Origin of the sequence: Evansella tamaricis (assembly GCF_019042215.1) — a bacterium.
GTDB lineage: Bacteria > Bacillota > Bacilli > Bacillales > Salisediminibacteriaceae > Evansella > Evansella tamaricis.
The window spans coordinates 1-14186 of the sequence record NZ_JAHQCS010000169.1 but is presented as its reverse complement, the minus strand read 5'-3'; the positions used below and the strand labels follow the sequence as shown (position 1 = coordinate 14186).

Annotated in this window: 15 protein-coding genes; 1 reads left to right on the top strand and 14 read right to left on the bottom strand. The window is 37.5% G+C overall.

From position 1 onward, the window contains the following. Positions 1–26: 26 nt before the first annotated feature. The 9 genes from KS419_RS20890 to KS419_RS20850 all read right to left on the bottom strand — a co-directional run bounded on the left by KS419_RS20890 (position 27) and on the right by KS419_RS20850 (position 6041). Complete coding sequence (locus KS419_RS20890; protein ID WP_246594315.1) at positions 27–1157, bottom strand: MBL fold metallo-hydrolase; 1131 nt, start codon at positions 1155–1157, stop codon at positions 27–29. Between the two features lie 87 nt (positions 1158–1244). Next, positions 1245–1814: a sulfurtransferase TusA family protein gene (locus KS419_RS20885; protein WP_217068566.1), complete on the bottom strand. Its 570-nt coding sequence runs from the start codon at positions 1812–1814 to the stop codon at positions 1245–1247. 145 nt (positions 1815–1959) lie between these two features. Further along, entirely contained in the window at positions 1960–2322 is a 363-nt protein-coding gene (locus KS419_RS20880) for a rhodanese-like domain-containing protein (protein WP_217068564.1), read from the bottom strand. Positions 2323–2351: 29 nt separating this feature from the next. Then, a complete protein-coding gene (locus KS419_RS20875; RefSeq protein WP_217068562.1) occupies positions 2352–2831 on the bottom strand; it encodes a DsrE/DsrF/DrsH-like family protein in 480 nt (159 codons plus the stop codon). Positions 2832–3112: 281 nt separating this feature from the next. Beyond that, a complete protein-coding gene (locus KS419_RS20870; RefSeq protein ID WP_217068560.1) occupies positions 3113–3373 on the bottom strand; it encodes a metal-sensitive transcriptional regulator in 261 nt (86 codons plus the stop codon). Then, positions 3363–3758 (bottom strand): rhodanese-like domain-containing protein, encoded by a 396-nt coding sequence (locus tag KS419_RS20865; RefSeq protein WP_217068559.1) that lies wholly within the window; start codon positions 3756–3758, stop codon positions 3363–3365. Before KS419_RS20865 ends, KS419_RS20870 begins: the two co-directional genes overlap by 11 nt. Positions 3759–3777: 19 nt before the next feature. After that, positions 3778–4164 (bottom strand): rhodanese-like domain-containing protein, encoded by a 387-nt coding sequence (locus KS419_RS20860; RefSeq protein WP_217068557.1) that lies wholly within the window; start codon positions 4162–4164, stop codon positions 3778–3780. 61 nt (positions 4165–4225) lie between these two features. After that, entirely contained in the window at positions 4226–4369 is a 144-nt protein-coding gene (locus KS419_RS20855) for a hypothetical protein (protein WP_217068555.1), read from the bottom strand. Further along, positions 4350–6041 carry a SulP family inorganic anion transporter gene (locus KS419_RS20850; RefSeq protein WP_217068553.1) on the bottom strand — a complete coding sequence of 564 codons (1692 nt, stop codon included), beginning with the start codon at positions 6039–6041 and terminating at the stop codon, positions 4350–4352. Before KS419_RS20850 ends, KS419_RS20855 begins: the two co-directional genes overlap by 20 nt. Before the next feature lie 351 nt (positions 6042–6392). On the opposite strand from KS419_RS20850, the gene KS419_RS20845 reads away from it, so the two are divergent. Beyond that, positions 6393–8402, top strand: coding sequence for an LTA synthase family protein (locus KS419_RS20845; RefSeq protein ID WP_217068550.1), 2010 nt, complete (start codon positions 6393–6395; stop codon positions 8400–8402). A gap of 91 nt (positions 8403–8493) precedes the next feature. Here the strand turns inward: KS419_RS20845 and KS419_RS20840 are convergent, their stop codons facing one another. The 5 genes from KS419_RS20840 to chvE all read right to left on the bottom strand — a co-directional run bounded on the left by KS419_RS20840 (position 8494) and on the right by chvE (position 13815). Next, positions 8494–8661 (bottom strand): hypothetical protein, encoded by a 168-nt coding sequence (locus KS419_RS20840; protein WP_217068548.1) that lies wholly within the window; start codon positions 8659–8661, stop codon positions 8494–8496. Positions 8662–8844: 183 nt separating this feature from the next. After that, on the bottom strand, positions 8845–9654 hold the full coding sequence (locus tag KS419_RS20835) for an Fpg/Nei family DNA glycosylase (protein ID WP_217068546.1): 810 nt from the start codon (positions 9652–9654) through the stop codon (positions 8845–8847). A 232-nt stretch (positions 9655–9886) separates the two neighbouring features. Beyond that, a complete protein-coding gene (gene mmsB / locus KS419_RS20830; RefSeq protein ID WP_217068544.1) occupies positions 9887–11053 on the bottom strand; it encodes a multiple monosaccharide ABC transporter permease in 1167 nt (388 codons plus the stop codon). Beyond that, positions 11040–12587, bottom strand: coding sequence for a multiple monosaccharide ABC transporter ATP-binding protein (mmsA, locus tag KS419_RS20825; protein ID WP_217068542.1), 1548 nt, complete (start codon positions 12585–12587; stop codon positions 11040–11042). Before mmsA ends, mmsB begins: the two co-directional genes overlap by 14 nt. A 142-nt stretch (positions 12588–12729) precedes the next feature. Next, on the bottom strand, positions 12730–13815 hold the full coding sequence (gene chvE, locus KS419_RS20820) for a multiple monosaccharide ABC transporter substrate-binding protein (RefSeq protein ID WP_217068540.1): 1086 nt from the start codon (positions 13813–13815) through the stop codon (positions 12730–12732). Positions 13816–14186 lie beyond the last annotated feature (371 nt).

The following is a 14186-nucleotide window of genomic DNA, read 5'->3' as shown; positions in this document are numbered from 1 at the left end:
GTCCTTGTCTAATTCTTGTCTATTTGTTAACGGACGGCACACCGGTTAGGACCAATCTCCATTTCCCGTTGTTCTTCTTCGTCCGGGCTCACTTTACCCATATTTGTTTTCCGGATTTCTTGATAGGAGTTTGGCTGCGGTGGCAGATTTTCAGTTACTAAATTGCGAAATTCCTCTTCCTTTTCCATATTTAATCCGTGATTTGTTGCAAATAATTCTTCTAGCTTGGCTGATACACTTCCATCTCCATTTAATTCTTCCATGATCATAAAATGGGCGGGAAGAACAAGTAACTCTCCAGAAAGTTCTTTATATCGACGGTAAAGTGTTTCCCTTAAATCTCCGACCCAATCCTGAGCTAATCCAGCTAGGTCAGGACGACCTATCGAATCCACAAAAAGAATATCACCAGTTAATAAAAACCGATCATCGACCACAAATGATGTGGAACCGATTGTATGACCTGGAGTATACAAAGATTGAATAGCCAAGGTCGTATTTCCAATGTTAATACTAGTTCCATCCTTTAATGGCTCGTAGGAAAACTGTACTTCTTCTGCATCCTTTGGCGGGAGCCAATAAGTAGCCCCTGTCTTTTCCGCTATCCTTCTACCTCCGGAAATGTGATCAGCATGCAGATGAGTATCCATAACTTGGGTTATCTTTACTCCCTTTTTTTCGGCAAAATCCAAGTAGACCTCTACCGTCCTAATGGAATCAATGACTGCTGCCTCCCTGTTGGACACTGCCATATACGATAAGCAACCCTTCCCAAGCCGAACAAATTGGTACAATTCCCCGCCATCAGATAAATCCCCTATTTTCACCGGTTCCAAATGTTCACTCCATGTCTTCATACCCCCTTTAAGGTATGCTGTATCTATTCCTTCTGACGATAACATTTCCGCCACCATAAGAGATGAACCTTCTTTAGCACAGACTACAAGGACTTCTTTATCGATAGGAATTTTATCAAGTATCCCGTCCACTCCGTCCAATAGATCAAAGTATGGAACATTGAGGTGGGTAATACTTTCTCCTTCTATTTTCCAGTCCTGAAAGTCACTTTCATTCCGAACATCTAGTATAAAAAGCGGGTCCTTTTCAATTACTTTTTTTGCAATATCCTTCGCACTAATTTCTTTTACCGACACCATAATACCCCCCATAGTATTTAGTTAATCAAAAAAATAGTAATCCCTCATACCATTATTTTAATGTCCACCGAGATTTAACATTTTCTTTTAAACACCACTCTCCATTGGACCATTCCATGCACTCATTCCCGGTACTACGTTCTTTACTTTTTTGAAGCCGTTTTCCACTAATAGTTGCGCTGCTAAATCACTTCGATTACCCGTTCTACAAACTAGAAAGATATTGTCTTCCCCGTTTAATTCATGAAGTCGATTCGTTAACTCTCCTATGGGAATGGATAATGTTCCTGGGATATGATTGAAAGTATATTCCGCTTCTTCACGAACATCCACTATTACTAACTTGTTGTTTAATTGAATCTGCTCAAGTAATTCATCATTTGATACAATATCCTTATAAGTTGTTTCTTTTTTTTCTTCCGATTTACTAGCCTTCCGCACATAATGCTTTAGACTATTTCCCTCATCTATTGTTCCAATATACTGATGACCAACTCGCTCTGTCCAAGCTTTTAAATCAGCAGTTGACCCTTTATCTGTTGCCTGAACTTCTAATACTTCCCCTGGTAAAAGCTCATTCATTATTTGTTTCGTCTTTACAATAGGCATGGGACATGCCAGTCCTTTTGCGTCCAGAATTTTATCTGTATTAATCATACATACCCTCCTAAAGTATTAATACTTTCTCATCCCACTGGATAATTCCGCCTGACATTTTAACTACATCGAAACGAAGTAATTCAAGTTATTCTGAAGGTGTCATCTCTCCCCTTCCTTATTCCCCTCCTTTTAATTACATCTGTCACATCCAAGAAGACATGCCTCCCTTTACGTTGGTTACTTTAGGAAAACCCATTTTTTTTAATATTTTTGCTGCTGTGTTACTCCTTATTCCACTTTGACAGATGACTATCACTTCTTTCTCTTTGTTTAATTCATGTACCCGCTGCTTTAATTCATGTACGGGAATGTTTTTAAATCCATTAATGTGATTCCCTTTATATTCTGAAGGAGTACGAACATCCACAAATTCGTATTTCCCTTTGTCTTTCAGTTTTTTTAAATCTGAGGTTGTCATATGTGTAATCCCTTTTGCAGGTAAGATTTTTTGAAAAAGAAAGACGCCAATAATTGAAATCAAAATTAATAATACTACTGTTTCCATGATTAATCTCCTTGTCTATTTATTGTACTTTAAATAAATAAGTTCACATTTCCTTCTGACGCATCTCCTAGATAGGCAGCAACTCCCGCATAGTCAATTCCATCCATTAGCTCCTTCTCTTGAAGGCCAAGAAGATCCATTGTCATCGTACATGCAACAAGTTTAATATTTTGTTCGTTGGCCATTTCAATTAGTTGGGGCAATGTCATTGCATTATGTTTTTTAATGACATGCTTAATCATTTTTGGCCCCATCCCTGCAAAGTTCATCTTTGATAACCCCATTTTATCTGCTCCACGGGGCATCATTCTCCCAAACATTTTTTCAAGAAATCCTTTTTGAGCGGAAATAGGACTATCAAGGCGTAAAGCGTTTAATCCCCAAAACGTATGAAAAATAGTTACGTCGTGATCATAAGCCGCGGCTCCATTAGCAATGATGTAAGCTGCCATTGCTTTATCATAGTCTCCACTGAATAATACGATCGTTGTCTTTTTTGGATCTGCCATGTCTTTCACTCACCTTCTTTTTTATTTTACTCCCTCCAATTACATATACCCGTATAGGTATATACAAAACTAAAAAAATATTGGCATCCTCCTTCCATATACCCCTACAGGTATAATAAATGGTTTAAAAATAGATGTCAACATCTTTACTCTAGTTTTACAGTAACCATATCGGTGGAGCTATAAAATTCCAGAAGGCCTTTTTTTAAAAAAGACAGCAATGCCCTCATCTCCGACAATGGTCTTCGTTCACGAATGTTAAACCCTTTCCCACTAGTGTTTTACCTGCTTTTTACTAATAGGTTAACCGCTTCTTGAATAAGAGTATCTGTTTCTTCTCCCTTTTCCATTTGCTCCCGAACACAATGTTCCAGGTTTGTACTTACCACTAATCCGAGAGTGCGATCTAACGCATTTCTTGCAGCAGACATTTGTACAACAATTTCTTTACAGTCTTTTCCTTCTTCCATCATCCTTAAAATCCCTTTAACTTGTCCTTCAATTCGTTTCATTCTATTTTTCATTTGATCATTATAATTCACGACATTCTCTCCTTCGGTTTATCGTACAGAATAATGTGTCACACTTTTTATCGTGCATTATATAATATCCTTCTATTTTGAACCCCTTTTTTCTTAAAAACCGGACACTTAGGTTTTTCCCCACACTGTCAGAAGACAAAACCAAAATTTTCTCTCCGTTAATTTCACTGTAAAATCGATTTAAATACGGTAACGGGATATTTACAATCCCTTTATTTTCATTTTTATAGGCTTCGTTGTAATCACGAATATCTAAGACGGTCACGTCATTGTTAATAGTTTGGGGATTCACCATTTTTACTCCCCGCACCGGAAAGTATCTTTGAAAAACTACAATGCTGAGTGCTGTCATTATAGTTAAAGTAAATATCATCAATGTATTCATACAACACCCTTCTTTATCGTTATCCGGTTACTTCTCCATCCCATTTCAGCATCCCGCCTTTTACATTAATGAGATCTTTATACCCGTTCTCTTTTAAAAGATTGGCCGCCTGAAGACTCCTGTTACCACTGCGGCAGATAATAACCACTGTCTTGTCCTCCGGAATCTTAGAATACTCCGTATCTAATGTACTTAATGGGACATTGACCATTTCCTTTATATGAGTTTCATTATATTCATCTTCTTCCCGGACATCCACAAAGTAGTAGTCCTGATTGTCACCTTTCAATAACTGGGCTAATTCTGACGTACTAATTTCTTGGATTTCACTTTCGGATGACATTTCACAACCCATAACACTTATAAAGAATAGTAAAAGTGCCGTATATATCATCATCTTTTTCATCCATATTCCCCCCAAAGTTTCAACATTCATTATATTACCCCTAGAGGTATGAATGCAACTATCAAACCTCGATTCTAGTGTAACTGCAAGAAAGGATAAAATAATCTGGATCTTGACCTTTACTTAAATCTGTAAAAAAAGACGGATTCTCTCCTTTTATTTGATTGTAAAACTCCACATTATTTTTATTTAGCAGATCTTCCACTTCCCTTGTCCCCCTTTATATACCTTAATGCATGATCTATAGATAAATGGCTCATACGGTCACCGTATTTTTCTTCCCACTTCGCTTTTCGGAGTAAATCTCTTACAGGTCCTTTTATACCTGAAAAATGAAAGTCTATTTCTCCTCTTCCGCACGTCTCCATCATTTCCTCCAGTGAATGAATAGCCACTGCATCGATGGAATTAACACCTGAAAAGTCTAATATTATCCAATTAGTTTCCGGTCTCTCCAAAATGCGTTCACATAGTTTTTCTTCCATAAATGTCATGTTTGCAAAAAACAGTGCGGAGTCTATTCGAAAAATCATCACTTCTCGATCCACTTTCGCCTCGGGATATCGTTTAATATTTCGATATACTTTTTCTTCAGGCAAATATCCCAATTCTGCCATATGGGGATAAGCGCTTTTGTAAACATAGATAAGGAGAGAAAATAAGACACCAATAAAGATACCTTGCTCAATCCCTAACGTTATGGTGGAAAGAAAGGTTATCACCCATGTCCATCCATCCAAAGCACGTATTTGAAACAAGTATCTGGCTTCTTTTAAATCAATTAAACTATAAACTGCGACCATGATAATTGCTGCTAAAATGGCATTTGGAAGAAAGTAAAAAACGCCAGTAAAAAACAGCAGTGTCAAACTGATAATTAATGCAGTAATCATTGTGGCTAATGGTGTTTTTGCTCCTGCCTGATAGTTGACGGCTGACCTGGAGAAGCCACCAGTGACAGGATAACCTGAAAAAAAGGAGCCCCCTATATTGGCCAACCCAAGTCCTATTAATTCTTTATTTGGTATCACTTTATATTTTTCTTTTGCTGCTATCGCTTTTCCCATGGCGATGGATTCCATGAATCCGATAAAAGAGATGGTTAATGCAATGGGAAGTAATGATACTACACTTCCAAAAGTAATAGAAGGAAATGAGAGTGACGGGAACCCTTGTGGCACATTCCCTACTATTTTCACTCCTTGATGATCCAGTTGAAACGAACTTACCACCAATATGGAAACTACGACAATGACAAGGGGTCCTGGAATTTTCGGAACTAATCTTTTCATCAGAACTAACAGGATAATTCCAGTTACGCCTAAGCTTAAAGTAATCAGATTTGTATCAGAAATTCTTTTAATGGATTCAGAAAGGATAAAAAAAATGTTTTCCCCTGAGGTCAAGTTTATTCCTAATAAATGTTTCAATTGGCTCATACCGATGATGATTGCTGCTGCGGAAGTAAATGCACTTATCACCGCATGGGATAGGAAATTCACTAAAAACCCCAACTTAAGGATTCCCATCAGCAGTTGGATAAGTCCTACCATAAGCATTAACAGAAGGACAAGGGATAAATATTCACTGGAACCTGGTTCAGCAAGGCCCGATACCCCTGACAAAACGAGTAGGGAGACCATTGCAACAGGTCCTACCGCTAATTGCCGGGAAGTTCCAAACAGTGAATAAATCATCAGGGGAACTGTTGATGCATATAGTCCGATCACCGGCGGTATACCGGCTAACATGGCATACGCCATTCCTTGTGGGATCAGCATGATAGCTACAATTAACCCAGCAGAAACGTCTCCCCTTAAGTTTGATTTATTATAGTTTGGCAACCATTCCATTGCCGGTATATGTTTTTTAAACAATGAGAATCCTCCTTTTCAACTATGAACGTAGATTTAGTATACCCCTACCCGTATAACTATATTAAGGTGAGCTTACTATAAAGTCAATGGATTAGTGTTAATGATTACTAATAGCAATCTATTACCCACCCTTTCCGAATTCCCGTCGTCTTATTCTTTCTAGCAACATTTGTGCGGGACCTGGTCCCGCACAATTTCGTGAACAATATAATTTCACAATTAATGAAAACTTTTTTAAGTCGTTACCGACTAAGAGATAAATCAATCGTTAATCTATTTTTTTATGTTAGCGGTCATAATTCTATCGAAAATATTGTCAAAATAGATTAGAATATGTAAAGGGGTTTAAATATGTTAAATATTGTAAAGGTAAACTATTTATTGTTTTACTTCTTTTTATCCATTCTCTATATGGAAAGTTTATTAAGGATTGCCACCACAGGACGTCTATTTTCCTTTGGGTTTCTGCTATCTATCTTTTTTTCTTTTTCTTTTGCGATAATACTATTCTTACTTTCGACATTTTATAAAAAAACAGCTAACTATATCATTGCAACTTCACTCCTGGTCTTCACAGCAATTATTTTTTCTTCCCAACTTCTTTATCACAACACTTTTCGCACCTTCTATAGCATGTATTCTGCAAGTAATGCCTCACAACTCATGGGATTTTGGCGGGATATTCTTGCACTCCTCTCAGAAAATACTATTTGGATCCTTACACTGTTCTTCCCGGCCGTTTTGCTGATTATTTTGAGAAAAAAAATCTTTACCTTTGAACGCATGAAATGGCAGTACCGAACCATTTTTATTTTAATGGTTATCGTATTTCATGTTATCGGAGTTGCGGCAGTTTTTGGCGGGGGAAAAGAACAACATTCCGCTCATGACCTCTACTTCAAGACAAATAATTCATTCCTTTCCGTGGAACGATTAGGTCTGATAACGACTATGCGTATTGATTTCCAAAGGCATTTAACTGGCTGGTCACCTACCATTGAGGTGTCTTCACCATTCATTGAACCTATCGCAATCATTTCAGAACCAGACCATGATTATACAACTGAGGAAAAGGGTCTTGAAAACACGAAAATCTCCGATGAAATATACGAAGATGAAGTGGAATACAATGTTTTAGATATTGATTTTGATTCACTAATATCCACAGAAGATAATGATACTCTCAAAAAGATGCATGAATATTTTCAAAGTGTTCCACCGACAGAAAAAAATGACTTTACCGGTAAATATGAGGGATATAATCTCGTCCTACTCACAGCAGAGGCTTTCTCCCCCTATGCGGTCCATGAAGAGCTTACACCAACTCTGTTTAAATTAGTTCATGAAGGCTATCATTTTACCAACTTCTATACCCCCTTATGGGAAGTTAGCACCTCTGATGGGGAATATGTGGCTTTGACAGGGTTAATTCCAAAAAGCGGGGTATGGAGTTTTCACCAGTCTTCGGAAATTGCACAACCTTTTGTGTTGGGGAACCAATTGAATACTCTTAACTATAAAACTGTCGCATATCACAATCACTCTTACTCCTACTACCATAGGAATCTCTCCCACCCAAATATGGGATATGATTACAAAGGAATTGGAAACGGTCTCATTATGGAAGAGGCGTGGCCTAGATCAGACCTTGAAATGATGGAAATCACTATCCCTGAATATATAAATGAAGAACCCTTTCTCGCTTATTACATGACTGTGAGTGGACATTTACAGTATAATTTCAGTGGGAATAATATGGCGCATAAAAACCGTCATTACGTGGATGATCTTCCATTGTCTTCAGCAGCCAGAGCATACATTGCAACTCAAATTGAGTTGGATCGTGCTTTAGAATATCTCTTGAGCAAGCTTCATGAGAAAGGGATTGCGGACCGGACACTAATCGCACTCAGCACCGATCACTATCCTTATGGTCTCGAACATGAAGAAATTGAAGAACTTGCCGGCAACCCGGTAGATGAAACGTTTGAACTTCACCAGGCTCCATTTATTCTATACACAGAAGGAATGGAACCTCAGACGATTGATAAACCAAGCTCAAGTTTAGATATCTTACCCACCCTTTCCAACCTACTTGGACTAGAGTATGATTCTAGATTAATGATGGGAACAGATATTTTTTCTGAAAGTGATCCACTTGTTATCTTTCAGGATCGAAGTTTCATTACGGACTATGGACGGTATAATGCAAGGACAGGAGAATTTATACCAATAGAAGGTACTGACATTGAAAATGATTATGTGGATTGGATTTCATCTGTTGTAGACAGCAAGTTCTATTACTCTTCTCAAATACTGGATAATAATTATTATGATAAAGTATTAAATCATTCTAATTAATGGAATACGAACATACTAAAAAGAGCCTCCAACCGTGATGGCTCTTTTTAGTACCCACTAACGAAAGACCTATGTTGTCCTAAGTTCCTTCTTATGAAATATCATCTACAGCAGATTGCCAGTTAGGAAAATGATAAAGAGCATTCTTCATTAATCTTGGATGGGATTTCTTCAGTTTCTTTTTATTTAGCACCCCCAATTCTTCTTTTAATTGTTGCAATTGATCCAACACTTCATCTACAGTCATATCTACTTCCAAAATTATCACTCCTTCCTTGAAATTATTTTTATATTCTCCACATTGTGAAAAATAATACATTAAATTATCTGACTAAAAAAAAAATTTACATATACCAACAGTACTGGACGATCTTATCTGCAATCCATACAATAAAAAAGCCACCTGCATTATTTAAACAGGTGACAAAACTACTATTTATCATCACTTTTGACATTGGGGACAATAAAAGGATTTTCTGGAGGAGATCTCAACTTTAACGATAGTACCGTGACAACGTTGACATGATTCCCCTTCCCGATCATACACGTAGCAATGATCGTTATACTGCCCAGTCAACGTATCCCCCTTAAACACAGGTGTATCCATGTAGCCGCCTAGTTGGATTCCCCGTTGTAAAACTGTTTTCATACTATGATATACTGTGATTTTCTCCTGTTCATTTAAATCACTGATTTTTCTTCCCGGCAATACCATGGCGTGATAACATATCTCATCGGAATATAAATTTCCAATTCCGGATAATACCTTCTGATTCAATAATGTCGTTTTTAATATTCCACGCTTCTTTTTCACGACATCCTGATAAACAGGCAATGTAAAAGAGGCGTCAAGAGGTTCTGGCCCAAGATCCTGAACCAGACTAATCAGTTCCTGACGCGATAGCAGGTGTAAAAAACCGAGTCGTAGTCCTATAAAATAGAGTTTCATGGAGCCAATGGATAGAGTAACTTGTTTTGTTCTATCTGGAGCATCTTGATCCGTTCCTAGATAGATTAGTCCACCTAACATAAGGTGAACCACAAGGTTTTTCCCTGAATTCAACTGAAATATAAGATATTTCGCTCTTCGCTCTATTCCAACAATTCGGCAATTTACCACTTCTGAGGTAAATTGAGACAGTGGTAAATTAACTGTTTTTTCCCTCGTAACCTCAACAAAATCAATGGTTTTTCCCACTATTCTATTTGACAGTAATTTTTTGTAGTTTTCCATTTCTGGCAGTTCCGGCATTTACATCACCCTATTCCCGGCTATTCGTATCCTATTTATATAGGATAATCATTTTTTCCTGATCCATGTGAAGGAATTTGGGATCGAAGTATATGCCCGTTGCTGAAAGAAAAGCCCCCCGCAGCGACTAGGCGCTGGAGCTAGATAACTTGCCCGAATGTGCACAAACTAATAAATTCTTAACTTTTTTAAAAACCACCACCCAATAAGATGGATGGTGGTTCTTCAGAAATTATTTAGATTTATTACGGTTGTATATATCAAATCCAACCGCTGCCAGTAGCACTAAACCTTTAATAGCTTGTTGCCAGTCAATAGTTACACCAATGAGGGACATACCGTTGTTCATAACCCCCATTACAAGTCCACCGACTACAGCTCCAATAATAGTACCAACACCACCGGCCATTGATGCTCCACCAATGAAAGCAGCTGCGATCGCATCTAATTCAAACATGGTACCCGCCCGAGGTGTTGCTGCGTTTAGACGTGCTGCATAAATTAAACCAGCTAATGCAGAGAGAACACCCATATTTACAAATACCATGAATGTTACGCGTTTCGTTTTAACTCCGGATAATTCAGCCGCCTTTTGATTTCCTCCAGTTGCGTAAATATGTCGTCCTATTACAGTTTTATTCATGATGAATGTGAATAATACAATAAGTACAAATAGGATGACAAGAATATTCGGAATACCGCGGTATGAGGCTAACACAAAAGTAAACACATTAATAACAGCAACCATCGTGACCAGTTTTGCAATAAAGTATCCTTTAGGTAGAACGGTAAAGTCATGCTTTAATTCCGCACGTCGACTCTTCAGTTCACTAAATATTACTAAAAGAGATAATATTACTCCCACGAGTAATGTTAAAACATGATATGATGTGAACCCGAAAAACGGAATGTCTGGCAAGAATCCGGAACTGATTAAACGGAATTCATCAGGATATGGTGATTTTGACTGACCACCTAAAACGACCATTGTTAATCCTCTGAATAAAAGCATTCCTGCGAGTGTTACGATAAATGATGGCATTTTCATATATGCAATAAAGAAACCGTGCCATGCACCAATGATAGCTCCTAAAACTAAACATAAAACGATTGCTACCCCTGTAGGAATCTGCAAATCTATCATTAGAATAGCTGCAATTGCTCCTACAAATGCACAAACAGACCCAACCGATAAGTCAATATGTCCAGCGATAATTACCATGACCATCCCGATAGCTAAAACAAGGATGTAACTATTTTGTAAAATTAGGTTAGTAACATTTAATGGTCTTAATAATATTCCATCAGATAAAATACTGAATAAAAGTACAATGAACATTAACGCAACAATCATTCCATATTGTCGCATATTATTTTTAAGTAAATCAGCTAGTTTCATGTCCGTTTCCCCCTGTTCTCGTCATATACTTCATTAGCGTTTCTTGATTCGCCTCTTCCCTTGCTACCTCTCCAGTGATTTGCCCTTCACTGAGGGCATAGATCCGATCACAAAGTCCAAGTAATTCTGGTAGTTCAGAGGAGATCACGAGAACTGCTTTCCCTTCCGCAGCCATTTGATTGATAACATTATAAATCTCATATTTTGCCCCCACATCGATACCACGTGTAGGTTCATCAAGAATTAAAATATCCGGTTCGGATAACATCCATTTACTCAATACTACTTTTTGCTGATTCCCACCGCTTAAATTCCCGGTTTTTTGAGTTAAACTAGGAGTTCGAATATTCATCTTCTTCCGGAAGTCTTCTGCTTCCTTCACTTCTCTGTGCTTATCAATAATACTCCGTTTCGAAATTTTTTCTAAACTGGTTAAAGAAATATTTCGTTTAATATCATCAATGAGTATTAACCCATATGTTTTCCGATCCTCAGTTACATAAGCTAGTCCCTTGTCAATGGCATCTTTAATATTATTTATCTGTATCTCTTTACCGTCTTTGATAATTTGTCCCGAAATGTTCTTACCATAGGATTTTCCAAAAATACTCATTGCCAATTCCGTTCTTCCTGCTCCCATAAGCCCGGCAATACCAACAATTTCTCCTTTTCTCAGTTCAAAATTCACATTTGATATAAGCTTGCGTCCTGCATGAAGGGGATCATCCACATTCCAATTTTTAATTTCAAAGGCTACCTCACCAATATCTGGTTCTCTAGGTGGAAAACGGTTTTCAAGATCCCGGCCTACCATTCCTTTAATGATTCGATCCTCTGATACGTTATCTTTCTTTAATGAAAGTGTTTCGATGGATTTTCCATCCCTTAGTATCGTTAAATTATCAGCCACATAAGAAACCTCATTGAGTTTATGTGAAATAATAATAGATGTCATTCCTTGTTTTTTAAATTCCAGTAATAAATTTAATAAGTTCTGGCTATCTTCTTCATTTAGTGCGGCAGTAGGTTCGTCAAGTATTAATAATTTCACTTTCTTAGACAGAGCCTTTGCAATTTCTACTAATTGTTGTTTCCCCACTCCAATGTCCATTGCTAATGTACGGGGAGAATCTGCTAATCCAACTTTTTTTAGAAGTTTTGTAGCCTCTATAATGGTAGAATTCCAGTTTATAATTCCTTTTTGCGATTGTTCATTACCTAAAAAAATATTTTCAGCAATGGATAACTCAGGAATTAATGCTAACTCCTGGTGAATAATAACAATTCCTTTTTCTTCACTTTCATTGATATCTTTAAAATGACAAACGTCCCCTTCAAACAAGATATCCCCTTCATAGGTTCCAAAGGGGTAAACACCACTTAACACTTTCATTAAGGTGGATTTCCCCGCACCATTTTCACCCACAAGGGCATGGATTTCTCCCTGTTCCACTTGAAAATTTACGTTATCTAAGGCTTTCACACCAGGGAAAGTTTTAGTTATATTTCGCATTTCTAGAATTATGTCAGACATTCGATCACCCACTTCCTAGGATGTTAACTTATATGGTTTACCCATTTAGTTCCAATACAAACGTTTTACTTATTATATTGAAATAACGATTTAGTGATAGTTTGAAAACTATCACTAAATCGCATCCGTGCTTTAGTTAGTGTTATTCCTCTTCAAAATCACTTTCATCATAGTATCCACTATTGACTAAAACTTCTTTGTAGTTGTTAATATCTACGGAATGTGGCTCTAGTAAGTAAGAAGGAACAACTTTTACACCGTTATCATAAGTTGTCGTATCGTTTACTTCCGCTTCTTCCCCTTTTAGGAGGGAGTCTACCATTTGAACTGCTTTGGACGCTAATTCCCTTGTATCTTTAAAGATTGTTTGCGTTTGTTCACCTGCAATGATAGAAACGATAGATGGTCTTTCTGCATCTTGACCCGTTACAACCGGCATTGGCAGATCATCTGAACCATATCCTACCCCTTTTAATGATGAGATGATTCCAATACTGATACCATCATATGGGGATAATACAGCGTCTAAAGTTTGGTCTGTGTAGAACCCGCTTAATAGGTTATCCATTCTCTCTTGAGCAGCTGAACCGTCCCATCTTAGTGTAGCTACTTGTTGGAAGTCCGTTTGACCACTTTGAACTACTAATTGCCCACTATCAATGTACTGTTGAAGGACTGACATTGCACCATCAAAGAAGAAGTATGCATTGTTGTCATCTGGAGATCCTGCAAATAATTCAATGTTAAATGGACCTTCACCATCTTCTAGCCCTAAATATTCTTCAATGTACTTCCCTTTTAGTACCCCAACTTGGAAATTATCAAATGTAGCATAGTAACTAACATGCTCAGAACCACGGATTAATCGGTCATATGCAATAACTGGAATATCCATAGATGCTGCCAGATCAAGTACTTCTGTTAAAGCTTCTCCGTCAATGGAAGCGATAACAAGTGCATCAACACCTCTTGTAATCATGTTTTCAATCTGATCTATTTGGTTCTCAATGACATCTTCAGCATATTGTAAGTTAGTCTCATATCCTAATTCTTCAAATTGTTCAACCATATTGTCTCCATCTGCTATCCATCTTTCAGACGATTGGGTTGGCATGGAAATACCGATTGTACCTTCACCAGAACCTGATGCAGAATCGTCACCGCCACAAGCTGTGAGAGCAAACGCTAATGCTAAAGCTAGTAATACTAATAAACCTTTTTTAAACATTTTTTTATCCCCCTTAAATTTTTGTTAATTTTTAAATCTATATTCATCATAGAATGTAAGCGCTTTTATGTCTTTTAAAAAAAACACTATTTTTTATAAAATATTGACATCTTATAAGAAAAGCGCAAGCGCCTTGGTCACGAGCGTAGGGCAGTGGAGGAATGACAACAGAAGTCCGATCTTTGACTTCGGTTGTCATTTCCGAAGTGCCCCGTAGTGAATATGAAGAAACTGAAAAAGTTTTAAACCACTTTTTCAGTTCCTTTTATTTGTATGGCAATGGCTGCGCTCGTCGCTCGCCTGATAGGAGAAAACCACTCCTATCAAGCTTTTTAAAGATTGCGACGGCTACGCTCATTGCTTAGGGACTG

Bases quoted from the DNA above. Each gene is read 5' to 3' on its own strand.
- KS419_RS20890 (WP_246594315.1), bottom strand. From the start codon at position 1,157: ATGGTGTCGGTAAAAGAAATTAGTGCGAAGGATATTGCAAAAAAAGTA.
- KS419_RS20885 (WP_217068566.1), bottom strand. From the start codon at position 1,814: ATGATTAATACAGATAAAATTCTGGACGCAAAAGGACTGGCATGTCCC.
- KS419_RS20880 (WP_217068564.1), bottom strand. From the start codon at position 2,322: ATGGAAACAGTAGTATTATTAATTTTGATTTCAATTATTGGCGTCTTT.
- KS419_RS20875 (WP_217068562.1), bottom strand. From the start codon at position 2,831: ATGGCAGATCCAAAAAAGACAACGATCGTATTATTCAGTGGAGACTAT.
- KS419_RS20865 (WP_217068559.1), bottom strand. From the start codon at position 3,758: ATGAATACATTGATGATATTTACTTTAACTATAATGACAGCACTCAGC.
- KS419_RS20860 (WP_217068557.1), bottom strand. From the start codon at position 4,164: ATGAAAAAGATGATGATATATACGGCACTTTTACTATTCTTTATAAGT.
- KS419_RS20845 (WP_217068550.1), top strand. From the start codon at position 6,393: ATGTTAAATATTGTAAAGGTAAACTATTTATTGTTTTACTTCTTTTTA.
- KS419_RS20835 (WP_217068546.1), bottom strand. From the start codon at position 9,654: ATGCCGGAACTGCCAGAAATGGAAAACTACAAAAAATTACTGTCAAAT.
- mmsB (WP_217068544.1), bottom strand. From the start codon at position 11,053: ATGAAACTAGCTGATTTACTTAAAAATAATATGCGACAATATGGAATG.
- mmsA (WP_217068542.1), bottom strand. From the start codon at position 12,587: ATGTCTGACATAATTCTAGAAATGCGAAATATAACTAAAACTTTCCCT.
- chvE (WP_217068540.1), bottom strand. From the start codon at position 13,815: ATGTTTAAAAAAGGTTTATTAGTATTACTAGCTTTAGCATTAGCGTTT.